25 protein-coding genes are annotated in these 23,790 nt (G+C 45.6%); 7 read left to right on the top strand and 18 right to left on the bottom strand.

Features of this window, described 5'->3' with window-relative positions:
- Nucleotides 1-58: 58 nt before the first annotated feature.
- Both ATB76_RS23390 and ATB76_RS23385 read right to left on the bottom strand, forming a co-directional pair.
- Nucleotides 59-1,000 carry a LysR family transcriptional regulator gene (locus tag ATB76_RS23390; protein ID WP_038870249.1) on the bottom strand — a complete coding sequence of 314 codons (942 nt, stop codon included), beginning with the start codon at nucleotides 998-1,000 and terminating at the stop codon, nucleotides 59-61.
- Nucleotides 1,001-1,168: 168 nt separating this feature from the next.
- Complete coding sequence (locus ATB76_RS23385) at nucleotides 1,169-1,351, bottom strand: hypothetical protein (RefSeq protein WP_005458692.1); 183 nt, start codon at nucleotides 1,349-1,351, stop codon at nucleotides 1,169-1,171.
- Between the two features lie 132 nt (nucleotides 1,352-1,483).
- On the opposite strand from ATB76_RS23385, the gene tusA reads away from it, so the two are divergent.
- Nucleotides 1,484-1,732, top strand: coding sequence for a sulfurtransferase TusA (tusA, locus tag ATB76_RS23380; RefSeq protein ID WP_005426051.1), 249 nt, complete (start codon nucleotides 1,484-1,486; stop codon nucleotides 1,730-1,732).
- Nucleotides 1,733-1,776: 44 nt separating this feature from the next.
- Here the strand turns inward: tusA and ATB76_RS23375 are convergent, their stop codons facing one another.
- Both ATB76_RS23375 and ATB76_RS23370 read right to left on the bottom strand, forming a co-directional pair.
- Nucleotides 1,777-2,037 (bottom strand): hypothetical protein, encoded by a 261-nt coding sequence (locus tag ATB76_RS23375; protein WP_038870244.1) that lies wholly within the window; start codon nucleotides 2,035-2,037, stop codon nucleotides 1,777-1,779.
- Nucleotides 2,038-2,196: 159 nt separating this feature from the next.
- Nucleotides 2,197-2,751, bottom strand: coding sequence for a TMEM165/GDT1 family protein (locus ATB76_RS23370; RefSeq protein WP_038870243.1), 555 nt, complete (start codon nucleotides 2,749-2,751; stop codon nucleotides 2,197-2,199).
- Nucleotides 2,752-3,234: 483 nt separating this feature from the next.
- Between ATB76_RS23370 and glyQ the strand changes: the two genes are divergently transcribed.
- From glyQ to ATB76_RS23345, 5 genes are all read left to right on the top strand, one after another.
- A complete protein-coding gene (gene glyQ / locus ATB76_RS23365) occupies nucleotides 3,235-4,152 on the top strand; it encodes a glycine--tRNA ligase subunit alpha (RefSeq protein ID WP_038870241.1) in 918 nt (305 codons plus the stop codon).
- 13 nt (nucleotides 4,153-4,165) lie between these two features.
- Complete coding sequence (gene glyS, locus ATB76_RS23360) at nucleotides 4,166-6,232, top strand: glycine--tRNA ligase subunit beta (RefSeq protein WP_038870239.1); 2,067 nt, start codon at nucleotides 4,166-4,168, stop codon at nucleotides 6,230-6,232.
- Between the two features lie 217 nt (nucleotides 6,233-6,449).
- Nucleotides 6,450-8,534: an alpha-amylase gene (locus tag ATB76_RS23355; protein ID WP_042602416.1), complete on the top strand. Its 2,085-nt coding sequence runs from the start codon at nucleotides 6,450-6,452 to the stop codon at nucleotides 8,532-8,534.
- A 117-nt stretch (nucleotides 8,535-8,651) separates the two neighbouring features.
- Nucleotides 8,652-9,332, top strand: a complete 681-nt coding sequence (locus tag ATB76_RS23350) for a response regulator transcription factor (RefSeq protein WP_042602415.1) — start codon at nucleotides 8,652-8,654, stop codon at nucleotides 9,330-9,332.
- A 3-nt stretch (nucleotides 9,333-9,335) separates the two neighbouring features.
- Nucleotides 9,336-10,718 carry an ATP-binding protein gene (locus tag ATB76_RS23345; protein ID WP_042602414.1) on the top strand — a complete coding sequence of 461 codons (1,383 nt, stop codon included), beginning with the start codon at nucleotides 9,336-9,338 and terminating at the stop codon, nucleotides 10,716-10,718.
- Here the strand turns inward: ATB76_RS23345 and ATB76_RS23340 are convergent.
- From ATB76_RS23340 to ATB76_RS23275, 14 genes are read right to left on the bottom strand one after another with little or no spacing between them, the layout of a single operon-like run.
- On the bottom strand, nucleotides 10,715-11,350 hold the full coding sequence (locus ATB76_RS23340; RefSeq protein ID WP_042602413.1) for an OmpA family protein: 636 nt from the start codon (nucleotides 11,348-11,350) through the stop codon (nucleotides 10,715-10,717). The two genes, ATB76_RS23345 and ATB76_RS23340, sit on opposite strands and share 4 nt — an antisense overlap.
- Before the next feature lie 11 nt (nucleotides 11,351-11,361).
- A complete protein-coding gene (locus ATB76_RS23335) occupies nucleotides 11,362-12,687 on the bottom strand; it encodes a pilus assembly protein TadG-related protein (RefSeq protein WP_042602412.1) in 1,326 nt (441 codons plus the stop codon).
- 1 nt (nucleotide 12,688) lies between these two features.
- On the bottom strand, nucleotides 12,689-13,258 hold the full coding sequence (gene tadF, locus ATB76_RS23330) for a tight adherence pilus pseudopilin TadF (protein WP_042602410.1): 570 nt from the start codon (nucleotides 13,256-13,258) through the stop codon (nucleotides 12,689-12,691).
- On the bottom strand, nucleotides 13,233-13,718 hold the full coding sequence (locus ATB76_RS23325; RefSeq protein WP_038870226.1) for a hypothetical protein: 486 nt from the start codon (nucleotides 13,716-13,718) through the stop codon (nucleotides 13,233-13,235). Before ATB76_RS23325 ends, tadF begins: the two co-directional genes overlap by 26 nt.
- Nucleotides 13,708-14,472, bottom strand: a complete 765-nt coding sequence (locus ATB76_RS23320) for a secretion protein (RefSeq protein WP_042602408.1) — start codon at nucleotides 14,470-14,472, stop codon at nucleotides 13,708-13,710. The genes ATB76_RS23325 and ATB76_RS23320 overlap by 11 nt, the downstream gene beginning before the upstream one ends.
- Nucleotides 14,465-15,352, bottom strand: coding sequence for a type II secretion system F family protein (locus tag ATB76_RS23315; RefSeq protein WP_052486871.1), 888 nt, complete (start codon nucleotides 15,350-15,352; stop codon nucleotides 14,465-14,467). The genes ATB76_RS23320 and ATB76_RS23315 overlap by 8 nt, the downstream gene beginning before the upstream one ends.
- Complete coding sequence (locus tag ATB76_RS23310; protein WP_042605535.1) at nucleotides 15,352-16,269, bottom strand: type II secretion system F family protein; 918 nt, start codon at nucleotides 16,267-16,269, stop codon at nucleotides 15,352-15,354. The genes ATB76_RS23315 and ATB76_RS23310 overlap by 1 nt, the downstream gene beginning before the upstream one ends.
- Nucleotides 16,270-16,272: 3 nt before the next feature.
- Complete coding sequence (locus tag ATB76_RS23305; RefSeq protein WP_038870222.1) at nucleotides 16,273-17,556, bottom strand: CpaF family protein; 1,284 nt, start codon at nucleotides 17,554-17,556, stop codon at nucleotides 16,273-16,275.
- Between the two features lie 13 nt (nucleotides 17,557-17,569).
- Nucleotides 17,570-18,793, bottom strand: coding sequence for an ATPase (locus ATB76_RS23300; RefSeq protein WP_009708047.1), 1,224 nt, complete (start codon nucleotides 18,791-18,793; stop codon nucleotides 17,570-17,572).
- 18 nt (nucleotides 18,794-18,811) lie between these two features.
- Nucleotides 18,812-19,282: a hypothetical protein gene (locus ATB76_RS23295; protein WP_061036174.1), complete on the bottom strand. Its 471-nt coding sequence runs from the start codon at nucleotides 19,280-19,282 to the stop codon at nucleotides 18,812-18,814.
- Nucleotides 19,279-20,607 (bottom strand): pilus assembly protein N-terminal domain-containing protein, encoded by a 1,329-nt coding sequence (locus tag ATB76_RS23290; protein WP_061036173.1) that lies wholly within the window; start codon nucleotides 20,605-20,607, stop codon nucleotides 19,279-19,281. Before ATB76_RS23290 ends, ATB76_RS23295 begins: the two co-directional genes overlap by 4 nt.
- An 8-nt stretch (nucleotides 20,608-20,615) precedes the next feature.
- Nucleotides 20,616-21,422, bottom strand: coding sequence for a Flp pilus assembly protein CpaB (gene cpaB, locus ATB76_RS23285; RefSeq protein ID WP_045422222.1), 807 nt, complete (start codon nucleotides 21,420-21,422; stop codon nucleotides 20,616-20,618).
- 7 nt (nucleotides 21,423-21,429) lie between these two features.
- A complete protein-coding gene (locus ATB76_RS23280) occupies nucleotides 21,430-21,867 on the bottom strand; it encodes an A24 family peptidase (protein ID WP_045422220.1) in 438 nt (145 codons plus the stop codon).
- Nucleotides 21,868-21,876: 9 nt separating this feature from the next.
- On the bottom strand, nucleotides 21,877-22,095 hold the full coding sequence (locus tag ATB76_RS23275; RefSeq protein ID WP_038875175.1) for a Flp family type IVb pilin: 219 nt from the start codon (nucleotides 22,093-22,095) through the stop codon (nucleotides 21,877-21,879).
- A gap of 327 nt (nucleotides 22,096-22,422) precedes the next feature.
- Here ATB76_RS23275 and ATB76_RS23270 point away from each other — a divergent pair, with 327 nt between their 5' ends.
- Nucleotides 22,423-23,676 (top strand): valine--pyruvate transaminase, encoded by a 1,254-nt coding sequence (locus tag ATB76_RS23270; protein ID WP_061036172.1) that lies wholly within the window; start codon nucleotides 22,423-22,425, stop codon nucleotides 23,674-23,676.
- Nucleotides 23,677-23,790: the final 114 nt, after the last annotated feature.

Below are 23,790 nucleotides of genomic sequence, written 5' to 3'. Positions count from 1 at the left end.
TAGAATAAATGAAGCCGGGTCATTGCCCGGCTTTTTGCTATTTCGATTATCGGAAAAATTAGTCTAATCCCATATCTTCAATTCGCTTAGCAATAAGACGACTACATTCTTCACGAACCACTGCACGCAACCATTCTTGAGCGGGAGAGTGTTCGCAACGTGCGTGCCAAATCATCGAATATTCAAACGGCGTGAATTGGAATGGTAATGGCTTCACTACTAAGTCATAGCGATCAGCAACCAAGTACGCTAAATCGGCAGGAACCGTAATAATAATGGGTAAAGTATCAATGATCGCCAGTGCGGCCTCTAAATGGTAGGCACGAAGCACCATTTTACGTTTTGGCTTTTCCATCAAGGCTTGTTCAATCAGCGCCTTTACCCCATCACTGATAGCAATCATTGCATGCGGGTAACTTAAGTAATCGTCTAAGCTCATCTCTTCATTCGCCAAAGGGTGTTGCTTAGAAAGCATACACAACACACCCACTCGACCAAGTACTTCACTTCGCAAAGGCTCTACTGGGCCAGTTGGACGACAAATCGCTAAGTCCGCGCCTTCATAAGTTAACTGATCAGACAAACGGTCGTGCTGCATCGGCAAAAAGTTAAATGAAACATTCGGCGCTTCTTGATAGATACGTGGTAATGCGAAAGGCAGAATGGTCTGCATCGCATAATCCGTCGTGGCAATATTAAAAGTTTGATCACAGCTACGCGGGTCAAATTCTCGTGGAGACAGTAATTGGCGCAGTGATTCCAAAGGCTCTCCCAAAGAGCGATCGATTTCCAACGCCTTTTGCGTCGGTATTAAGTGTTGGCCTTGCCGTGTAAATAACGGATCGTCAAGCAAATCACGCAATCGACCGAGTACGCGGCTCATAGCTGATTGGCTTAAATTGAGACGCGTTGCTGCCTTGCTAACACTGCTTTCTTCGATCAACACACGTAATGCGACCAATAAATTCAGATCTCGACGATAGATGTCTTCTAATTCCACGATTTGCCACTTAACATGTAGGGGGTTTAGGTAAATTGTACTCTTCAGGCAAAAAAAATCCCGCCTTTCAGCGGGGAAGCCCAAGAAAAATGGGGATAGTGTCGGAATGAAGTGTCGTTAAACTTGGTGAGCGTATATATCAATAGGTTTCGATTACAGCAAGAAGTGCTAATTTTCTTGCTCTGATGCACCTGACCATTTGTGCATCTCAATCCAAATCCCGATAATCGTTGCACTCATGCCTGCAAGAGGCATCAATGAGGTTTCAGCTGGCGTTCTAAGCACTAATGCACAAAACGAGATGAAGCATAAAACCGAATAGATAGTCAGTCTGTCTAACGCTGTTAACATCGTCTCTCCTTGCCAGTTGTTACCGAATTGTTAATTTAAAGTAAATCAAAAAATTCAGTTTGCCAAGTGGTTATTGAATATTTTTTCAACGAAAGTAAAATTCACCGCTCAGTTAGTTACGAGAATCACATTATGAGTTTTAATCCTGAACTGGCGACAAAAACCTTAGAGGCGGAAGGATTACGCTGCCCAGAGCCAGTGATGATGGTCAGGAAGACAATTCGAAACATGCAAGATGGTGAAGTATTGCTAGTGAAAGCAGACGACCCATCAACAACTCGAGATATCCCGAGCTTCTGCCGATTCATGGATCACCAGTTGATAGCGGCACAAACGGAACAGCTTCCATACCAGTACCTGATTAAGAAAGGTTTGGAATAATCTCAGCAAGATCAAAAACGGCAGCCAAAAGGCTGCCGTTTGTTTTATTCATCGTATTCTAAAGTGCGAACTTCTGATTGTAGCTTATTCAATTGTTGCTTCATCGCACGCATTTCTTCATGCATAGGAATAATGTGAGCTACTCGAATCCACGCTTCCACCGTCAAACCAGTGAGAATGAAGGACCCTGCCACAATTGGCAACCACATATCAGTCAGCACCATAGCTAACAAGCACAGCGCTAAACCAAAGGTGAATAAATAACTCTGACTCTTTGGGGTCATACCCATGTAACGTGTAAGCATAAACTTGCCCTCTCGCTATCATTCACACCATTAAATTACCATGACAAGTATGACACTAATATGTCATCCGTCACGGTCCTGAATGATTTTGAGCCAGAGTTTGAACTTGTGCATTACTCGACTAGTTATTGATAATTCACACCATTTACGGACAAGAAATCAGAATAACGCGGCACCAATAGCCAAAGCAACAAATAGGAATGCAGTTACTTTACGAATGGCTCCAAGAGGCATCTTGTCGGCGGATAATTTACCAATCAAAACAACAGGCACATTGGCCAATAACATACCGATCGTCGTACCCAGAATTACCCAACTCAATGCATCGGCGTACTGCGCGCCTAAAATAGAAGTGGCAATCTGAGTTTTATCGCCAATCTCAGCAACAAAGAAAGCAATAAAGCTGGCAATAAAAGGACCGCGATTGGATATCTGCTCATCATCATCCAATTTATCTGGGATCAACACCCAAGCCGCCATGGCGACAAAACTGACCACCAGCACCCATTTGAGAACCCCAGGCGAAAGATAATCGGCCACCACCACACCCAACCATGCAGCCAAAGCGTGGTTGGCAATGGTTGCCAAAAAGATTGCCGCAATAATAGGGACCGGTTTTCGGTAACGACTGGCAAGTAATAGAGATAGCAATTGGGTCTTATCGCCAATTTCTGCTAACGCTACAGTAGTAATTGAAATAGCTAAAACGCTCACGACATGCTCATTGGGGCGGGATTATTATATTTAACCTAAGACAAATCTCACGCCCCACCCCGGTTAGTGATGATTTGTCTAAGGTCTTGCTAAACTCATCGGGTTGATGAGTCTCGAGCGCCATGGTGATTTTGCACCAATTATGTTGACGAACGAACCAGATGAAACAGACATTTCATCGGGTAAGCTACTCCCCAAAGACAGGCGCAATTCTAGCCATGTTTCCCCATCACCTCAAGAGTGAAAGACAGCGAAAACTCCCTTTTAGGAAAAATTCAGCAGATAACGCGGTAAAAATCCATTAAAGGAGAAAATTGCCCACGAATTAATCAAGATTAGCTCTACTCCCATGCTCAATATCTGGGTATACTTGATTGTTAATTTATTCAACCGTAATTACTTTGAATCGCCATTGTTGAGGCAAGAAAACCCAACAAAAGAGACGAATTCACGAGTAATAAGAGAATCGCGCGAACCTGACTTATGCAAAAATACGATATCAAAACCTTCCAGGGAATGATCCTCGCGCTGCAGGATTATTGGGCTCAGAATGGTTGTACCATTGTTCAACCACTAGATATGGAAGTTGGTGCGGGTACCTCTCACCCAATGACCTGTCTACGAGCACTTGGCCCAGAGCCAATGTCTACAGCTTACGTACAACCTTCACGTCGTCCTACTGATGGCCGTTATGGTGAAAACCCTAACCGTCTTCAGCACTACTACCAATTCCAAGTAGCGCTAAAACCATCACCAGACAATATCCAAGAGTTGTACCTAGGTTCTCTAGAGGTTCTTGGTGTCGACCCACTTGTTCACGACATCCGTTTCGTAGAAGACAACTGGGAAAACCCAACACTAGGCGCTTGGGGTCTAGGCTGGGAAGTTTGGCTAAACGGCATGGAAGTAACTCAGTTTACTTACTTCCAGCAAGTTGGCGGCCTTGAGTGTAAGCCAGTAACTGGTGAGATCACTTACGGTATCGAACGTCTAGCAATGTACATCCAAGAAGTAGACTCTGTTTACGATCTAGTTTGGAACATCGCACCGGACGGCAACGCCGTGACTTACGGTGATATCTTCCACCAAAACGAAGTAGAGCAATCAACTTACAACTTCGAGCACGCAGACGTTGAATTCCTATTTGGTTTCTTCGAACAGTGTGAGAAAGAGTGTAAAGAGCTGCTTGAGCTTGAAAAGCCACTGCCACTACCTGCTTACGAACGCATTCTAAAAGCTGGTCACGCATTCAACCTACTAGACGCACGTAAAGCGATCTCAGTAACTGAACGCCAACGTTACATCCTACGCATCCGCAACCTGACTAAAGCAGTTGCAGAAGCATACTACGCATCGCGTGAAGCTCTTGGCTTCCCAATGTGTAAGAAAGAACAAGCGTAAGGGGTAAAGTAACATGGCAAAAGAATTTCTAATCGAGCTAGGTACAGAAGAGCTACCACCAACGCAACTTCGCACTCTAGCTGAAGCATTCGCAGCAAACTTCGAAGCAGAACTAAAAGGCGCTGAACTTGCTCACGAAGGCGTGAAATGGTTCGCGGCACCTCGTCGTCTTGCACTAAAAGTAGCAGCACTAGCAGACAGCCAGTCTGACAAAGTTGTTGAAAAACGTGGCCCTGCGGTTTCTGCAGCGTTTGACGCGGAAGGCAACCCAACAAAAGCAGCTCAAGGCTGGGCACGCGGCTGTGGCATCACGGTTGACCAAGCGGATCGCATGGTTACAGACAAAGGTGAATGGCTACTGTTCAAACAAGAAGTGGAAGGTCAGCCAACGTCTGAGATCGTAGTTGAACTTGCAGCGAAAGCACTAGCAAACCTACCTATCGCAAAACCAATGCGCTGGGGTAACAAAACGACTCAATTTATCCGTCCAGTGAAGACGCTAACCATGCTAATGGGCAGCGACCTAATCGAAGGCGAGATCCTTGGTGTCGCTTCTGACCGCACTATCCGTGGTCACCGCTTCATGGGTGAGCAAGAGTTCACTATCGATTCTGCTGAGCAATACCCTGCGATCCTAGAAGAGCGCGGTAAAGTAATGGCAGATTACGAAGCGCGTAAAGCAATCATCCTAGCTGACGCACAAAAAGCGGCAGCAGCGGTTGGCGGTATCGCCGATCTAGAAGATGACCTAGTAGAAGAAGTAACGTCTCTGGTTGAATGGCCAGTAGTACTAACAGCGAAGTTCGAAGAAGAGTTCCTAAAAGTGCCTTCTGAAGCGTTGGTTTACACCATGAAAGGTGACCAAAAATACTTCCCTGTTTACGATGAGGACAAGAAGCTACTTCCTAACTTTATCTTCGTATCGAACATCGAGTCTAAAGAGCCTCGTCACGTTATCGAAGGTAACGAGAAAGTAGTTCGCCCTCGCCTTGCTGACGCAGAGTTCTTCTTCAACACAGACCGTAAGCGTCCGCTGATCGACCGTCTTCCTGAGCTAGACCAAGCTATCTTCCAGAAGCAGCTTGGTACTATCAAAGACAAAACAGACCGCATCACTGAACTTGCTGGCTACATTGCTGAGCAAATCGGTGCTGACGTTGAGAAATCAAAGCGTGCTGGTCTACTAGCAAAATGTGACCTAATGACCTCAATGGTATTCGAATTCACGGATACTCAAGGTGTTATGGGTATGCACTATGCTCGCCACGACGGTGAAGCAGAAGAAGTTGCAGTAGCACTGAACGAGCAATACATGCCTCGTTTCGCAGGTGATGAACTGCCATCAAACGGTGTTTCAACTGCAGTTGCAATGGCAGACAAGCTAGACACTATCGTAGGTATCTTCGGTATTGGTCAAGCACCTAAAGGTTCTGATCCATTCGCACTACGCCGCGCATCTTTAGGTGTACTACGTATCATCGTTGAATACGGCTACAATCTAGATCTTGTTGACCTAGTAGCGAAAGCGAAGTCACTGTTTGGCGACCGTCTAACCAACAACAACGTTGAACAAGACGTTATCGAATTCATGCTTGGTCGTTTCCGTGCTTGGTACCAAGACGAAGGCTTCAGCGTAGACATCATTCAAGCAGTTCTAGCGCGTCGCCCGACGAAACCAGCAGACTTCGACCAACGTGTTAAAGCGGTTTCTCACTTCCGTGAACTAGAAGCGGCAGAGTCTCTAGCAGCAGCGAACAAGCGTGTAGGTAACATCCTAGCGAAATTCGACGGCGAACTAGCAGCAGACATCGACCTAGCACTTCTACAAGAAGACGCAGAGAAAGCACTAGCAGAAAGCGTTGAAGTAATGACGGAAGCGCTAGAGCCAGCATTTGCTACAGGTAACTACCAAGAAGCCCTAAGCAAGCTAGCTGACCTACGTGAACCAGTTGACGCGTTCTTTGATAACGTAATGGTAATGGCAGACGACGAAGCACTTAAGAAGAACCGTCTGACACTACTGAACAACCTGCGTAACCTGTTCCTACAGATCGCAGACATTTCTTTGCTTCAAAAGTAATTCATTACTCTTAGAAGTGATTAAGAAATAAGTAAAAGGGAAGCAGATGCTTCCCTTTTTTGTTGCCTTCAAACCGATGAAGGTGACGCTTATTATTCATTTTGTGAACAAGACTAAAATTTGTAGGGTGAGACGCGTTTAACTTGTTGGTTTAGAGCTCGGATTGTAGAGGCACAGTTTTGCTATAACTGGACTGTTTATTCGGGGGAAGGACACAATGAAAAAAACAATTCTCGCACTCTCTATCGGTCTACTGAGCGCCTGCAGCCAGATTCCAGAAAATGCCATCGTATTAAGCGTTGGTGATGACACCGTTGTTTTTGAGGAAAACTCACAAGGCTTACTTGTCGCCGAGCAAAAACTCGAAAAAGGCAGTTATAGCTTTACCATTGCTGACAGCAAGCAAAGTTGTGGCAGTAGCTTTGCCCTAGCAGAAGAAGATCGCATCAAGTTCAATCGTCCATTAAAAATGGATAACTGCGCCACTGATGCACAAATGCCGCTGCGCATCTTCAAAGCCAATACCTATCAATTTACGCTCAATCCAACCACCAACGAGCTGACGGTAAAAATCAAACCAAAACAGAGTCAGGACATCACCTACTCTTGCCCTGTAGCAACTGACACGCCAAAAACCATCAACGTTGCTCAAACCTTTAATGATGACACTGTCGTTCGTGATGCCTTAACCGGACAAGAAACCACTGTCGCCAATGGCAGCGTAGCCATGCAACCGGGTCCTATGAGCCAAGGTCTATTGCTGCTAGAAGAAGTTGAACAGCAAGCCGATAAACCGTTCAGTTGGGATAACGCGACGGTGTACTTCGTCATGACCGACCGCTTCTACAATGGCAACCCAGACAACGACAACAGCTACGGTCGCAGCAAAGACGGAAAATATGAGATTGGTACCTTCCACGGTGGTGACTTAGCGGGTCTAACGAAGAAACTCGATTACATCGAATCACTTGGTGTGAATGCTATCTGGATAACCTCACCACTGGAACAAATCCACGGCTGGGTTGGCGGCGGCGATAAAGGCGACTTTAAGCACTACGGCTACCACGGCTACTACCACCAAGATTGGACCAAGCTTGATGCCAACATGGGTACCGAAGATGAACTCAGAGCCTTCGTCGATACCGCCCACAAGAAAGGCATCCGCGTGATTTGGGATGTAGTCATGAACCACACAGGTTATGCGACATTAGCAGACATGCAGGAATTCGGATTTGGTCAGCTTTACCTTGATGACCAAGAAACCAAAGAAGTCCTTGGTGAAAAATGGACCGACTGGCAGCCAAAATCAGGACAAAGCTGGCACAGCTTCAACGACTACATCAAATACGGTGATAGCGAAGCGTGGGATAAATGGTGGGGCAAAGATTGGATCCGCACCGACATTGGCGACTACGATGCTCCGGGCTACAACGACATCACCATGTCTTTGAACTATCTACCGGATCTAAAAACCGAATCGACTCAGAAAACCGGATTACCAAACTTCTTCCGCAATAAAGACACCAATGCGCAAGATGAACTGCAAACTCCACGTGAACACCTCATTACCTGGTTATCCGATTGGGTCCGCGACTACGGCATTGACGGATTCCGCATCGACACAGCCAAACACGTTGAAATGGAAGCGTGGGCAGAGCTGAAAGCCAGCACCACCCAAGCGCTTGCCCAGTGGAAACAAAACAACCCAGACAAAGCCTTGGATGACCTACCATTCTGGATGACGGGTGAAGTGTGGGCACACAGCGTGGTGAAGAGCCCGTATTTCGATAACGGATTCGATTCCATCATCAACTTCGAATTCCAATCTGATGTGGCACCAAAAGCGCTGAAGTGTTTCGCTCAACTTGATAATGATTACCGCCGCTATGCAGAGCGCATCAATACCGATCCTGAGTTCAACGTGTTGAGCTACCTGTCTTCACACGATACACAACTGTTTTGGTCAGCGCGCAGCCGAAGCTTTGATGACCAAGCACGTGCCGCGAATGCACTGATGTTGGTTCCGGGAGCAATACAGATCTATTACGGTGATGAGATAGCTCGTGATTTTGGCATTACTGGTTCAGACGCCCACCAAGGCACACGCTCAGATATGCCATGGGATAAGATTCATGGCGAGCGAGAAGATCTACTGCAACATTGGCAAAAGCTAGGCGAATTCCGTAAACGTCACCCGGCGGTTGCTCAAGGTAAGCACATTACTCGCAACCAAGAAGGTTACTACGCGTTCGAACGCCAATACCAAGACGACAAGGTGCTGATTGTTTACACCGGTGAGTAACTTGCTCAGCAACAAGAATATGGCGAATTAACAAGGTTTAAAGGGAAGCATGGCTTCCCTTTTTTTTGTTGAATGCTAAGGTTAATCCAGTTATGAAATCCATTGATTAGGTTGTTCATGTTAGTCGTACTGGTCGAAGACAACGAAATTCTCAATCACCATTTAGCTTCGCAGCTCAAAGATCGTGGCAATACAGTGTATGCCGATAAAACCGCATCCGCTTGCCTGCAAACCATTCAAAAACACCCCAATGCGGATGCCATGATCATTGACCTTGGCTTACCTGATTTTGATGGTATCACCTTAATAAAGCAGATCCGCCGCAAAGAGATTAATGTACCGATCTTAATATTGACCGCTCGTGGCGATTGGCAAGATAAAGTAGAAGGGCTGAACTCTGGTGCTGATGACTACCTCACCAAACCGTTTCAGTTTGAAGAATTAATGGCTCGCTTAGAAGCACTTGTCCGTCGTTATCAAGGCTTCTCCACCAGCACCATCAATGCAGGTGAGGTAACGTTAGATACTCAGGCAAAAAGCATAAGCTACGCAGACAACGTCCTAGATCTCACCGCGTTGGAATATCAAATCTTTGAGTATCTAATCCGTCACCGCCAAAAAGTCATATCCAAAGAGCAGATTGCTGACTCACTCTACGATGCCGGAGAAAGCGTACAACTGAACAATATCGAAGTGATCATCTCGCGCCTGCGTAAAAAACTTGCTGCACACACTGAAGAAAAAATCATTAGTACCATTCGCGGCCAGGGTTATCGCTTTGAGCTAGAGGCAAAGTAGTCAATGAAACGTTTGATATCCAGTACATTTCGTCGACGCGTTTTATTCATCACCTCTGTTGTAGGAATAAGCTACTTATTAACGATAAGTGCATTTGTCTACCACCTCGAAAAAGATAAATTATTCGAAGAGTATGCGTTAGATGTCGCTAGCCATGTACCTGCTATTACGAATGAAATAATAGCGTCAGGGCAAGTAACTCCCTTAGAAAAATGGAATGAAGAGTTTCCTTTACACTCCTCCCATTTCTCTATGTTCATCTGCGATGAGAACAATAATGAACTTTGGCGCTCCATGAATGAAGAATCTCGACAACGGCTCATCAAGAGAGGAATAAAAACGCCAAAAATAGAAAACTTCTGCCTAGACCCATTATTACCAACCAAAATTAATCAATTTGAGTTAGTTCAAACAAAGCAAGGTTCTGCTTTCATAGCTCATGTTCTGCCCTTAGACAAAACACCTTATAACCCTCAAGGAAGGATCGTATTGCTAAGACGTATGGAAGACAAGGTCGCTTCATTGAATCAACTCAAAGTAAATGTAGCGATATTTTCCATTATTGCCTCACTCATTATTATGTGGCTAATTTTTCTTATTTATCGTTGGAGTTTTAAACCATTCAAAATTCTCGAAAAGGAATTAATTGACGTAAAAGCGAACAGAAAAGAGAAGCTAGCACACTCATATCCAGAAGATTTAATGCCAATCACAGGAGCCCTCAATGAGCTGATGTTCCAGCAAAAAGAAAACGAGCAGCGCTATCGCCGAGCATTAAACGATCTCGCACATAGTTTGAAAACACGAGTCGCTGTATCCCAAGCCCTATTGGATGATATTGAAGAAGGCAAAATTCATGATATCAACCAACAGTTATTAGAAATGGATGATGTGATTCAAGGCCAACTTAAGCGAGCATCATTGGGTGTGAAAGGGATTGTAGAGAATACCACTCCAATCAAACCTATCCTCAACAGCCTCCTGCTGATGTTTGATAAAGTCCATATAGATAAAAGCATTCGCGTCGAACAGTTTATCAATAGTGATCAGACTCTGCCGATGAGTAAAGCGGACGTGATGGAAGTGTTTGGTAACGTATTGGAGAACGCGTACCGCTATGCTAATAAGCGTATCGATGTGTTCATCAACAACACCGAAGAAGGCATTATCATTACCTTTAACAACGATGGTCCCGCCGTGGACGAGTCGATAAGCGACACTTTATTTAAACGCGGTGTGCGTGCTGATGAACAAAACCCAGGAACAGGATTAGGTTTGGCGTTGTGTGATGAGATTGTACACAGCTACAAAGGCGCAATTTGGTTTGAAACACCAACAGACCCATCCATGGGTGCGAGCTTAAAGATACTGTTACCTTACCGTTAGCCTTGCGTTGGCAAGCTAATATCAACACGGCGATTTAACTCGCGCCCGTGAGTATTTGCATTACTGCTCACAGGGTGCGTTTCGCCATCAGAGCGTGAAGTGGACACCACTTCATCATACCCTTCAAGATATTTAGCCACAGAGTTCGCACGCTTTAAGCCAAGCGTTAGGTTATACCCATTACTCCCCTTCGCATCCGTATTACCAACCACCAACAATGAAGATTGAGGTCGTTGTTTCAGTTGCTGATTCAACTGAGTGAGAATGAACTTCGATTGAGCATTTAAACTCGCTTTATCAAATTCAAACAGCACTCGGGCAGCAAACTCGCCCTGCTTATTCTCAGTTAGTTGTGCACGACTCAATAGATAAGTCGCACAAGATTTATCAATACCAGCCTGTTCCAACTGAGACAGTAGCATGGGCTCAAGAACACTCTGTTCACCATTAACGGTAATCTGCATAAACGGACCTTGATGGTATTTCACTTCCGTTTGATGCCCAAAAGACACCGATTCTTTATACTGATCCTGCCCTTGCTGGCAATAGTAATACAGCGCTTGATTAGTGTTATCGTGTGCGAATGATGGCATAGGTAAGCTCACGACTAATGCCAGAATTAACTTGTTCATTGTATTGCTCTCTACAAGGTTAGGTGACCGACTTCTTCGGTGATCAGCGATAAGATTTGATTCAATATGTCGTCGGTATTTTCTGCTTTGTAGACGTTATCCACGCCGACACAATTACGTAAGCCAACATTGGCATCCAGCTCATAATCAAAACCAATAACCGACATACTGGCCGTCATTTGATCGCCATCTGGCGTCTTCATTCCTTGGCTAACGCCATTCACGACATTGATGGAGTCACTGGTATTATCTGCCGTCACTTTGCCACCATTAATCATATTGAGGATGTTGGTACACATACCTTTTTCAACAAGCTTTGGTGTTTGTTCTGCATAATGATTCCAATCTTCACCATCGGATAGAATAATAATTAGCTGTTTTGGCCTTTTTGCTAACTGAGTAACAATCTGCCCAGCTCTGATGATTCCCTGTAGCGAAGCAGTACCGCCGTTGGCCTTAAAGCCTCTAACGTCCTTTACAAATCCATCAAACTTATCTGTATAGAAAATGTCATAAAACTCAGCCTCATCGTCCCCATTAGGTACTCGTTTAGCTGCTCCTTTGACTTTAAATTGTTGTTCTATCGTTTTGTTAAAGTTAACCACGTCATCCTTATCGTACTCACCCATTTTGGTAGTGATTCGCTGATCTCGAATAATCAGTTTGTTGTTATTGCCAGTATTGATCGTTCGACGGTTATACCCTGTGATTGCGACCCTATGTGTTTGTTCTGGGTTTAGCGCATTGTATTGCTCTAATTCATCGGTTACTTTTTCGATGATGTCTTTCAGATCTTCGATTTTGGTTTTCTTACCACCACTCCAGTTTTCATTCATCGAGCCAGAAAAATCGACGATAAAGGTAATATCGACAGGCTGACCTTGATAACGTCGTGCTTTCGAGCTTCCAGTAACATCGAACGTTTCACCAAAACCAACAATCACACCTTGTCCAGGAAACCAAGATTTGTGGCGAGTTCGCCCTGCAACACGATACTCAAAATAACGCGCTTGCCCTTTTGATAACCCTGCTTGACAATCCGGCATGTCTTCACACGACAAACGCTGCACGTTTAGGTTCTCAATACCTTCAACGTCATACACATAGTGCTCAATGTAGTTCTGCGCCAACGTGTGATTTTCTGAATCTTCTGCAGAAACCGCCAGCACCGCTGCTTCTGCCGCCTCTTCTAAACGGGCTTTAGTCTGTAATGCCCTCGCTCCATCGGATCCCAACATGAAGACACCAAAAAGGATGGGAATGATCATGGCGAATAACATGCCAACATGACCGCTTTGTTTTTTCAAACTAGAGTATCTTTGAATACTATGTGGCATGTTACCTCCCGATCACGACAGCATCAGATTCAACCCGCGTGAACTCAACACCCAGCAAACTGCCAACCCAATTGTCGGTTTCATAGCAAACAGAAACACGATACAGCGGCATTTGACGACCTCGGTTACTCACCACAGACAATGGACTCAATGAACTGATGGCTTCCCCAACTTGGCAATCTATCGCACCACGTTTTTCAATAATCACTGGGTTGGGTTTATCCACAGCGGCGAAGCTTAACTCTTCAACTTGTAAGCCATACTGACTGGTTTGAAAGTTCCCGAACGTACGCTCCAATGAATGGCGAATGATGGTATCAACATCATCAGCTTCTTCTTTTGAAAGCTCATAATCCGCACCATAAAGCTGGGTACGCTCTTTCACCACATTCACTAGCGAATAAGTCAATCGGTCCAACTTCCCTTTTACCGACAGCTTAATAATTACATCACCACTAAACGCCAACAGTAAGCTGAAGAAGATACCAACAATGGCAAACTCAATACTGAAAGTGCCACGTTGCTTGCTCTGCCCTCGACAGTAATTAAATTGCAAATTGGGAGCGTTCATATTCTTGTACCACTACCATTTCTCGGCTCATCGTGCTTTGTAAGCCCAGGAAGTAACTAAAGATTGGTTGAAAGTTGTAATCGATGTGATAAACAGCCAAGGCTGCATTCTCTGCATCACCGCATTCTCTGCTGGCTTGCTCCGGTGCTAACTCGCATTGCTCGATATAAGCCGTGAGAGATTCGATGTTATCGAGGTATTGGATAGAAACGCGAAAGCGCTCCACATCCACCGCGGTATTCCAAATACTGCCCTCTCGATTTAGCACGGCTTGCACGGTTTGCATGTAGTCGTCATTACGTTTTTTAGCGGTGCGTGAGATCTCTGAAATGGTCAGATCGTTGATGGCTGAAATGTAAGACATATAGCTCATTTCTACCCACGCCATGCACATCAGCCAAAAAGCGAAGAACCCAATGGCAAACTCAATACTGGCAACGCCACGTTGCTTAGCTTTCACGACTCACCTCAGTTAGAGCTCGCTTTTTCTGCTTCGCTTTTAATGGGTCATAACCGCGTAAAGCACGATAAATATCGTCGATCTGGTGGTTACTGTATTTCTCACTCAATACTTGTTTAACAAACTCATACTGACCTTCTTTGGCCATACTCAACGTCAGGTTGGCCATCACTTGTTCATCCGCTTGACCGTTTTTATAAATAGGCAGGAGGCGCTGAATCGCCTGTTTGTATTGCCCCTCTGCAATATCAAGTACCGCAAGGTTGTTGTTAACCGTTACTCCATCAAAGAAGTGTTCGCGTGAACGTTCGAAATAGCGACGAGCCAAGTCATATTGGTAGTTATAACCATAGTAAGTACCAAGCAAGTTTTCTGCCTCCGCATTGGTCTCTTCAAGCGCGAGTGCCGCCTTTGCACTGCTAATCGCAGCAGGGTATTGCGCCAATTCACCATAGGCTTGTGCCTGGATTAACAAGGTATCGACACTCGTTGCGGATTTATTGGTTAATGGCTTGATATAAAACAGCGCTGATTCGGCATCACCAAGTGAGAGATAGCTTTGCGCCAGCTTCTCACGCACCTGCGCATCATCGCTTTGTTGAAGCTGCTGTTTGTACAAGGTCACTAATTGAGTGTGATTGTTGGTTTTCTGGTAAATCGCTTCTTTCGAATCTTGTTGTTGCCACGCTTGCTGGGTAGAACTACACGCTGCAAGCATGGCTGGTAACAAACAAATCAGAATTTTTTTAAACATGGGACATCATCCTCATCACCCCAGGAGCGGTGATTACAAAAACAAGTGGAATCAAGATGAAAACAATCAATGGGATCGACATCTTGGCCGCCAACTTCCCTATTTGCTCTTCAAGCTCCAACATCTGCACTTCACGAATATCGCCGGACAATGTCGTCAACATCGTGTAGATGGATGAGCCGTGCTGCATGCTTTGAGTTAACGTCAGCATAAAACTGCGCATCTCAGACGATGGCACTTGCTGGTACAGCTCTTGTAACGCACGCTCCATACCCACAATACGGGCACGCTGGTTGGTGTTATCCAATAACTTGCCCAACTCAGGGTTAAAACTTTGAATCTCTATCGCCAAGTATTTCAACGACGCTTCAATCGACATGCCGGTCTGAACACATATCGCCATAAGATCGATTAAATAGGGTAAGCTGCGGCTGATACGTCGTTGGCGATTGGTCTTACGAACTTCAAGCCACATATCAGGCAATAGAATCACTGCCATCGCCCAAGCAGCAGCAAGAGCAACCCAATAGTTGGTTGCGATATCTAACGTGAAGACCAACACGGCAATCAACAACTCCCCAAGCAGCAAAGCCGCATACTTTAATGGCGCAAACCAAGTGGCAGCATTGGGGTTATCAATCCCAGCGAGGTGTAAACGCTGTGACAAACTCGCATCTCGCTTCTCTACTAAGTTCGATAACGGAGATAGGATCGACTCTAGTCGTGACTCTTCTTGCTGATCACCTTTGTGTTGGCGCACGATTCTTGCCACTCGGCGTTGATAGCCGAAGTGGTTAAGCATCCAGTAAATAAGCAGGAGTACGCCGAAACTGACACCAACGAGAGAGAAAAACAGCCAAAACATCGTTTGAGTCATCATTACTTCACTCTCTTCATTAGTGCCCAAATGATCGCCATACCAATCGCTTCGCTGATCACTAAGTAATAAAGCAGCGGACGACCTTCTGGGTTGAACATCACGAACTCAAAGTTCTCTGGACTTAAAAACTGCAAGATAAACAGAAAGAAAAATGGCGTCGCCGAAACGATTTTTGCTGAAATTCGCGCTTCAGACGTCAGGGCAAATTTCTTTCGCTCGACGGCTCGAGCTTCAAACATCTGGCGATTCAAACGCGTCATGATTTCTTTCAACTGACCACCGCGCTGCATATTAGCTCGCAGTGTAATCACGAAGAAATGGAAGTTCGGGTTTGGAAAACGCAGACAAGATTTACGAAACACCTCATCAATTGACTCGCCCATTTTTAGACGCTCACCCATTAACTTGAACTCACGTCCGACTTCACCCTCGAGATTGTCACCCACGTACATGATGCCGCGGCCAATGCTCTCTCCCGCACTGATGGCGCTTGCCAGCATATTCAATGCATCCGGAAAGGTTTCATCAAACTGCTTTTGCTCACGCTTCTGTAGCCATTGATAACCAAACCACCAGCCAAATAGCACCGCAAAGGGCAATAACTCATAAACCGCAAAGCGAGTGAATGTGCTATTCACTACTAAAGCCAGCACAATGACCAACATGGTATAGAGCATGATTTTAAGCAGAGCAAAGCGGCCCAATTGGCGCTTTAGGTTATCCCAGCGTGTTTTCAAACCTTGGCGTAAGCTTCTGTCTGACAAACTAGCAACGTTCACCGCTTGGCGAGTAAGCCTTGTCTCAACACGGTCGCGTTTTTGATACTGGATGAGATAACTATCAAGATGCTTGTTCTTTTCACTCAACAAGGCGACAGCGACCAAAGCAATGCCACCGATTAAAATGAACCAATACATGCCTTACCCCACTGCTTCAATCGCACTGATGGTGTCAGCGAGATCTTTGTCCACTCCGTAGAAACGTGCTTTTTCAAACAAAACTGAGCGGCTCATGACACCCGTCGTTTCATAACGGCCGGTAATTTTGCCTTCGTAATGATGCGGATCAGATTGGAAGCAAAACAATTCTTCAAGCACAACGTTTTGCCCTTCCATACCAATCACTTCCGTAATACTCATCACTTTGCGAGAACCATCGTGAAGGCGATTGACCTGTATAATGAGGTCCACTGCACTTACCAAAGAGCGGCGTATCGCCTCTAGTGGCAGGTTATTGGTTGCCATCATGACCATGGATTCCACTCGGGCAAGGGCGTCACGTGGGCTGTTAGCATGCAGCGTCGACATCGAACCATCGTGGCCTGTGTTCATCGCTTGCAACATTTCAAACGCTTCAGCACCACGGCACTCACCAACAATGATGCGATCTGGACGCATACGCAGCGAGTTAATCATCAGATCGCGTGAGTTCACTTCACCAGAGCCTTCGATGCCTGCTGTTCGAGTTTCCATACGAACCACATGAGGTTGAAGCAATCGCAGCTCAGCAGTATCCTCAATCGTTACCACTCGCTCACCTTGTGAGATGTATTGCGATAAAGCATTTAACAACGTTGTTTTGCCCGACCCTGTACCACCGGCGACAAGAATGTTCAGGCGACAACGCGCAGCCAATTGCAGCAACTTCGCCATCTCAGGACTCAATGCGCCAAATTCAACTAAGTCAGCAAAACCAATGCTTTCCTGCCGAAACTTACGAATCGATATTGCAGTACCATCAATGGCAATTGGCGGCAGGACGATATTCACACGACTGCCATCTTCTAAGCGCGCATCACACGTAGGTGACGATTCATCAACACGACGACCGACACGACTGGCAATACGTTTCGCGATATCTGCGAGTTGCTTTTCATCGAGAAAGTGCACATCCGCTTGTTGTACTAAACCAAAGCGCTCGACATACACTTGCTGGTGGCCATTGATCATGATGTCGGTGATGGTGTCGTCATCCATCAGGACCTGAAGCGGTCCCAAACCTACTAACTCGTGAATCATACTGACGACGTATTCACTTCTCGCCAGAGAAGAAACTGATAGCTGGTCGCGACTGACCAACATATCGACCGCGTTACTCAACTGACGCTCTAGGTCACTTTTCGATAAGCTTTCTAGTGCAGATGCATCCAAGGCATTAAAAATTTGGTCACGCAGATGGATGTAGGTTTGTTTAGAATGTTGCATTCCCTACTCCTTTTTAGCGACTAAACAGTTCTTGCACCCAAGAACGCTTTTGTTGCGGCTTATCACCCACCAGCAGTGCGACTAAATCACTCAAGCCTTGCTGCATTTCTGATTTAGTATCAATCAGTTGATGACCTTGAAGTAGGTAATGGTTCGCTTTGTGGTCAAACTCAATTTTGCAGTCGGCTTTGCGGCCGAAATATTTACTAACGTCAGACATACTGATTGAAGCCGCATTATCTGGACGCGATTGATTCATCACGGTAAGAAGCGGCAGCTCTGGATAGCGCGTTTCTAGCTCAGACACTACGCGGTTTAATTCTCGTAGCGACGACACCGTGGCATCAAACACCACCACTAACGTATCAATCTCAGCCACTGCACGATCGAACTCTTCATTTGTGGTGACGGTATGTGAATAGTCTTCAATCACAAATGAATGGTTCTTAACCACTTGCTCTTTGAGCGCTTGGGTATATTCATGAAGCTCAGCACGCGTAAACGCATCCGACTCCAAACCTAAAATCGCAAGGTTTCGTTCCAAACGTTGTACTAAGCTAGTGGCGAAATCACCATCAATGCTCGATACCAAAGTACCTTTTCGTACACTGCGTTTACTGAATTTCTGCAAACCTAAAAGCACATCGATATTACTGCCGGTGTAGGTGTGATCAACCAACAAGGTAGGCGTTTTATGATGACGCCCCAATGAACGTGCTACTTCACTGGCGATCAAAGACGTTCCAACACCGCCTTTCACACCAAGAAACGCCACTTGCTTTGCTTTTCGATTCGAAGCCACACCACTTTGCTGCTGACGGTTACGACGTACACCATGGTAAAACTCCATGATTTCTTTGTCGGTCGCAGGCCAAAATAGGTAATAGAAACCAAGCTGTTTTAATGCACGAATCGTTGAGATCGCATCTTCGCTGCCAACGACCACAACCGACACATGTGTAGGCAGTTGATGGGCAATGTTTTTTGCATCTTCAACCACGCTTTGGCTTTTATTCAGCTCAACAATCACCACTTCCACACTTGAGTGCGTATGCAATTCTGGGTAGTTTTTTTCTTGGTTGTTCACCGTAATTGGCTCGACTAAGCCTTCAAAGCGAAACGCCTTATGAACTAAGTCTTTGCACGCAGCGGTTTGATACAAGAACGCACACTTATTTTCTTTTTGTTGAGTGTGATTTGGCGTGCTCTTACTCAACTTATCCACTAAATCAAACATGATGAGTGTTCCTCAATATCAAAGCGCATTCTGCGGATTAACCATCGACTGCCAACGGCTGCCATCGGTATAACAACCTAGGTGACCCAAACCGTAATCACCGATAACCTCTTGGTGGCATACCTCAAGCTGAGCTTGAAGCTGAATCACCGATACTTGCACATCAAAGCGATGAAACTCCGGGCGATGTTCGAGCACTAACTGTTCGGCCGCCACGCCTTGCTGCAACAGTGCGATGCGGTAATGCTGCGCCAACTTTTTACCTTGGGCGTTGTAGCTAGTGATTTGCCATTTACTGCCCGCTTGATTCGGATACTTGCGAACAAACTGAGTGAGCTTATTCATGGCATAAACTTGGTCCTGACTTTGTACCGCAAAGTTAAATTCTGTCGGTTTAAGTGCAATGCTGGTCCCGCGAGGTTCAACAATATGGTCGGCGCAGCCGGATAGTGCTGTAATCGCAAATAGCGCTAACATCCAGTTTTTCATTGACGGAAACCTCCCGCGTTAAGAACCTCACCAGCCCATTGGTCTTGAGCTTTGTCATAACTACCATCAAGTGCAAAAAAGCGTCGTAACGTGCCGGTTTTTTCCATGGTTGGTAGCTGGATTTGATTGGCTTTCACTGGTTTCACCAAGTTGACGGTTGCCACAATAATCAGCTCGGTTTTGTTGCGTTCTGTTCCTGTGTGACGAAACAGCGCTCCTAAAACAGGAATGTCACCAATAAAAGGAATTCGTGTCAGCGATTCACGCTCCTCACTATTAAGCAAACCACCCAGAACAAAGCTTTGACCATCACCTAATTCAACGGTGGTTTGTGCACGACGAGTTTTGAAAGCCGGTAAATCAAACACTTCGCTGGTGTAGGTGTTATCTAAAGAACTTACTTCTGGTGACAGTGCCAATTTGATTTTGTCGTCACGCAGCACTTTCGCCATCAGGTCTAATCGCACGCCGAACTCCTTGTAATCGACATCACTGGCACCGTCGACCACCGTTACTACAGGCATTTCACCACCAACTAAGAAGCTTGCTTGCTCTCCAGAAATAACCGACAGATTTGGCTCTGCCAGCACTTGGCCTACCTTGTCAGAACCGACAGCTGAGATAACAGAAACAATGTCATCGGCACTAAAGCTGGTTAACTGATCGACAAAGATGCCAACATCACCGCCAGAGCCCATCTTGATACCAAAATCTTGAATAAAGCTGTGGGAGACTTCTGCAATGGTCAACTTGACGTTAACTTGCTTCGTCGCGGTGACTTCAATGTTGTTCACCACACCTTGATAGGTAGGGCGAGACATAAAATCCACTTGAAGGTCGTCAGTCGAACTATCGAGTTCTGGCATTTCAAAATCATGGTTACTGGAAGACTTACCCAACAACTCACCCACCAAGGTGTAGATGTTGTCGCGTTCATTGTCAGAAGGCGCAATGCCACTCAATACAACATTGCTACCAATACCGTTAACTTGAACATCAGAGTATGGATACTGCACTTGAATTTGCTGCTCAATATTGCGGTAGCTTTTGCTGACAATCAGGGTTTGGTTGATAAGCTCAAAACCATCACGGTCAAACACGATGAACGATGCTTCACCTTCTGATTTACCCAGTAACACCACCTTGTGAGCATCGATAACTTGGTAGTCCGCCACTTTTTGGTTAGAAACAAACACCGAATCAACTTCAGCTTTAAACGATAGGGTTCTTGCGCCACCAGCCGAAAGCGTCGTTATGCCCTGAGCCTGTAAAGCCGTGGAAACAAGCATTAAGCAATAGATGCTAAATCGAGTTATGGTTTTCATCTTGCCTCCTAGTTGAATCGATATTCTTTGATCGATTGGGTTTTCGTGGTTTGCCTTTCATCAGCAAAACGAATCACATCGCTTGAGTTCGCATGCAGTTCATCCACAAACTGCTCACCAATCGATTTATGTACCGTAATTTCTGCAATGCGTTTTGCTACCGACAACTTAGCCAACTGACGGTTAGTTACTTGCAACACTAAAGTGACATCAGTGGTTTTCTGGTCAGTCAATGTACTGACTAAGCGTTGCTTCGAGATCATGTACAGCACAGGCACTTGAGCAATTAGCGGTGTCATGGTCAGGTGTTCAATGTCCGACACGGTGTTGTCTGCCGAGAGGTTTTGATCCATGGTGGAAATAACAGAGATATCGACTAAATCACCAACGGCAATCGTTCCTCCTACCACATCATCACCCGGTACCGTGATATTGAACGGGGCGTAACCAGGCTTGGCCATGGTCGAGAGGTAATCGCTTTCTCCCGGAGAAGTCAGCACCTCTTTCGTCACCCATTCACCTTGATTCAGAGCTTCAACCGCAATTAGGCGCTTGCTCCAATCGAGCTTAATATCGCTATCAATCCCTTGTTGCGCCGCTTGTGACTCGGTTAAGTATTCAATCACCAAATCTCGACGTTGCAGTGCTTCACCTCGTTTTAGGTCACGCTTTAACGTCCAGATTTTAAATTTTTTCTCTTCTTTCTTCGGCTGTTGTGTTTGTACAACCGGAGCAGTTGGCTGTGATTGAGTCACGCCATAAAGCCCGACCGAAATGGCAATCGCCGCCAAAACAAGAATGACTTTTGAATTCATGGTTCACCTATAAAGATGCAGCAATGCCAAACAGGCTTCCGAGACAAATGGGCACACCATAAGGCACACCTCTTTCCATCCCAGCAGGATGAATACCGATTTGGCTAACAAGCCACTGCGTCAGAGCAAGCACTCCGCCCAAAGTGACAATCAACCAAATCGTCAACGGCAAGAACTGCGGTGCAATCATCAGTGCAAATGCAGCCAGTAATTTGCTGTCCCCCGCTGCGAGGATTCGTAGTTGAAACAGCACAGCACCTATCACCAATATCACCATTGAAGACAGTGCGTGACTGTACTCCCCTTTACTCAAGACAAAAAAAACACCCAGCAAAGCAACACTTAACGCCACTCCATTGGGTATTTTTCGGTATTTGATGTCTTGATAACTGGCTATAAAAGCCATGGTGGCAAGGGGAAGCAGCCACCATAGTTTTAACGGCATGAAATATAATTAACTGCCTGGAGTTACTTCATTTGCAGCAGTGATGTTGCTTGAGATCGTTTTAACTGCACCGTCTAATGCGTCATATAGCGCATCGTTAAATACCGCGAGTACGATTGCAGACATACACACGCCTAGGATTGCGTATTCAATTGCTGTTACGCCGCGCTCGTCGTTTTTGAATGATTCGATAAACAGTTGTGTTTTTACAAATAGGTTAGTTAACATTTTGACTCCTCAATTTTTCTAACACGTCAAAAAGATGACGGGTCGAATAATAAGAATTGAGGGCTTTTTGAGCAAACCAAGACCATGCTGCCTGACACTGCTCTGACAGATAGCGAGATTTCATTCAGGTTGGATTCAGTTTTCGCATAGGAAAACGTTTACTTAATCACAACAAAAATCATTGTGGTCCGATTTTTTCTTTTTCGGCTTAATTCACACTTTGCGTCGTATAGACATTAAGGTAAGGTCAAGGATTATCCTATTGACCAGTCAAAGACTGGCGTTAAGACACATAAAGCAATCACAATGAATTAGGTATAACGACAAATGCAGTTCTCTAAGTTTGGTGAAAAATTTAATCAGTATTCAGGTATCACGCAGTTAATGGACGATTTGAATGATGGTCTACGCACACCAGGTGCCATCATGCTCGGTGGAGGTAACCCAGCCGCCATTCCTGCCATGCTCGATTACTTTCGCCAAGCCAGTGAGGAAATGCTCGCCAGTGGAGAGCTCGTCGCCGCCCTCGCCAACTACGATGGTCCGCAGGGCAAAGACGCGTTCGTTAAAGCGTTAGCTCAGTTATTCCGTGAAACTTACGGCTGGGATATTTCAGAAAAAAACATCAGCCTAACTAACGGCAGCCAAAGCGGCTTCTTCTACTTGTTCAACTTGTTGGCAGGTAAACAGCCAAACGGTTCGCACAAGAAAGTGCTACTGCCTATCGCGCCTGAGTACATCGGCTATGGTGATGCAGGCATTGATGAAGATATCTTTGTCTCTTACCACCCAGAGATCGAGCTGTTGGATAACGGTCTGTTTAAATACCACGTCGATTTTGAGCAGCTCACGGTCGATGACTCTGTTGCGGCAATCTGTGCGTCTCGCCCAACTAATCCAACAGGTAACGTACTGACAGACGAGGAAGTTCGTAAGCTGGACAAGCTAGCACGTGAGAACAACATTCCGTTAATCATTGATAACGCCTACGGTCTGCCTTTCCCGAACATCATTTTTGAAGATGTCGAACCGTTCTGGAATGAAAACACCATCCTGTGCATGAGCCTATCTAAACTTGGCTTGCCGGGCGTGCGTTGTGGGATTGTGATTGCGAGTGAAGAAATCACTCAAGCATTAACTAATATGAACGGCATCATCAGCCTAGCACCGGGCAGTGTTGGTCCAGCGCTGGCAAACCACATCATTGGTAAAGGCGATCTGCTTAAACTGAGTTCAGAGGTGATTAAGCCGTTTTACAAGCAGAAGTCGCAACGTGCGGTTGAACTGCTCCAAGAAGCAATTACCGATGAGCGCTTCCGTATCCACAAACCAGAGGGCGCTATATTCTTGTGGCTATGGTTCGATGAACTGCCAATTACGACAATGGAACTTTACCAACGCTTGAAAGCGCGTGGGGTCTTGATTGTTCCGGGTGAATACTTCTTTATTGGTCAGAAGGACGAATGGGATCATGCACACCAATGCTTACGTATGAACTACGTTCAAGACGATGAGATGATGCAAAAAGGCATTGCGATTATCGCAGAAGAAGTGGAAAAGGCTTACCGCGAAGGTAAATAGACCGATTGAACTCAGCCGCTTCTCTTTGAAATAGCGGCTTTTAAAACCCCAAACTAAAAAGAGCGCCCTTTTCCATAACGGAAGGCGCTCTTTCTCATTCTATAACCGTGTGGT

Origin of the sequence: Vibrio sp. MOR3 (genome assembly GCF_001557775.1) — a bacterium.
In the GTDB taxonomy this organism is placed as follows: Bacteria; Pseudomonadota; Gammaproteobacteria; order Enterobacterales; family Vibrionaceae; genus Vibrio; species Vibrio jasicida.
The sequence above is the reverse complement of the archived record's forward strand: the minus strand, read 5'-3'. Positions and strand labels throughout refer to the sequence as shown.

Bases quoted from the DNA above. Each gene is read 5' to 3' on its own strand.
- ATB76_RS23385 (WP_005458692.1), bottom strand. From the start codon at position 1,351: ATGTTAACAGCGTTAGACAGACTGACTATCTATTCGGTTTTATGCTTC.
- tusA (WP_005426051.1), top strand. From the start codon at position 1,484: ATGAGTTTTAATCCTGAACTGGCGACAAAAACCTTAGAGGCGGAAGGA.
- ATB76_RS23375 (WP_038870244.1), bottom strand. From the start codon at position 2,037: ATGCTTACACGTTACATGGGTATGACCCCAAAGAGTCAGAGTTATTTA.
- glyQ (WP_038870241.1), top strand. From the start codon at position 3,235: ATGCAAAAATACGATATCAAAACCTTCCAGGGAATGATCCTCGCGCTG.
- glyS (WP_038870239.1), top strand. From the start codon at position 4,166: ATGGCAAAAGAATTTCTAATCGAGCTAGGTACAGAAGAGCTACCACCA.
- ATB76_RS23355 (WP_042602416.1), top strand. From the start codon at position 6,450: ATGAAAAAAACAATTCTCGCACTCTCTATCGGTCTACTGAGCGCCTGC.
- ATB76_RS23350 (WP_042602415.1), top strand. From the start codon at position 8,652: ATGTTAGTCGTACTGGTCGAAGACAACGAAATTCTCAATCACCATTTA.
- ATB76_RS23345 (WP_042602414.1), top strand. From the start codon at position 9,336: ATGAAACGTTTGATATCCAGTACATTTCGTCGACGCGTTTTATTCATC.
- ATB76_RS23340 (WP_042602413.1), bottom strand. From the start codon at position 11,350: ATGAACAAGTTAATTCTGGCATTAGTCGTGAGCTTACCTATGCCATCA.
- ATB76_RS23335 (WP_042602412.1), bottom strand. From the start codon at position 12,687: ATGCCACATAGTATTCAAAGATACTCTAGTTTGAAAAAACAAAGCGGT.
- tadF (WP_042602410.1), bottom strand. From the start codon at position 13,258: ATGAACGCTCCCAATTTGCAATTTAATTACTGTCGAGGGCAGAGCAAG.
- ATB76_RS23320 (WP_042602408.1), bottom strand. From the start codon at position 14,472: ATGTTTAAAAAAATTCTGATTTGTTTGTTACCAGCCATGCTTGCAGCG.
- ATB76_RS23315 (WP_052486871.1), bottom strand. From the start codon at position 15,352: ATGATGACTCAAACGATGTTTTGGCTGTTTTTCTCTCTCGTTGGTGTC.
- ATB76_RS23310 (WP_042605535.1), bottom strand. From the start codon at position 16,269: ATGTATTGGTTCATTTTAATCGGTGGCATTGCTTTGGTCGCTGTCGCC.
- ATB76_RS23305 (WP_038870222.1), bottom strand. From the start codon at position 17,556: ATGCAACATTCTAAACAAACCTACATCCATCTGCGTGACCAAATTTTT.
- ATB76_RS23300 (WP_009708047.1), bottom strand. From the start codon at position 18,793: ATGTTTGATTTAGTGGATAAGTTGAGTAAGAGCACGCCAAATCACACT.
- ATB76_RS23295 (WP_061036174.1), bottom strand. From the start codon at position 19,282: ATGAAAAACTGGATGTTAGCGCTATTTGCGATTACAGCACTATCCGGC.
- ATB76_RS23290 (WP_061036173.1), bottom strand. From the start codon at position 20,607: ATGAAAACCATAACTCGATTTAGCATCTATTGCTTAATGCTTGTTTCC.
- cpaB (WP_045422222.1), bottom strand. From the start codon at position 21,422: ATGAATTCAAAAGTCATTCTTGTTTTGGCGGCGATTGCCATTTCGGTC.
- ATB76_RS23280 (WP_045422220.1), bottom strand. From the start codon at position 21,867: ATGCCGTTAAAACTATGGTGGCTGCTTCCCCTTGCCACCATGGCTTTT.
- ATB76_RS23275 (WP_038875175.1), bottom strand. From the start codon at position 22,095: ATGTTAACTAACCTATTTGTAAAAACACAACTGTTTATCGAATCATTC.
- ATB76_RS23270 (WP_061036172.1), top strand. From the start codon at position 22,423: ATGCAGTTCTCTAAGTTTGGTGAAAAATTTAATCAGTATTCAGGTATC.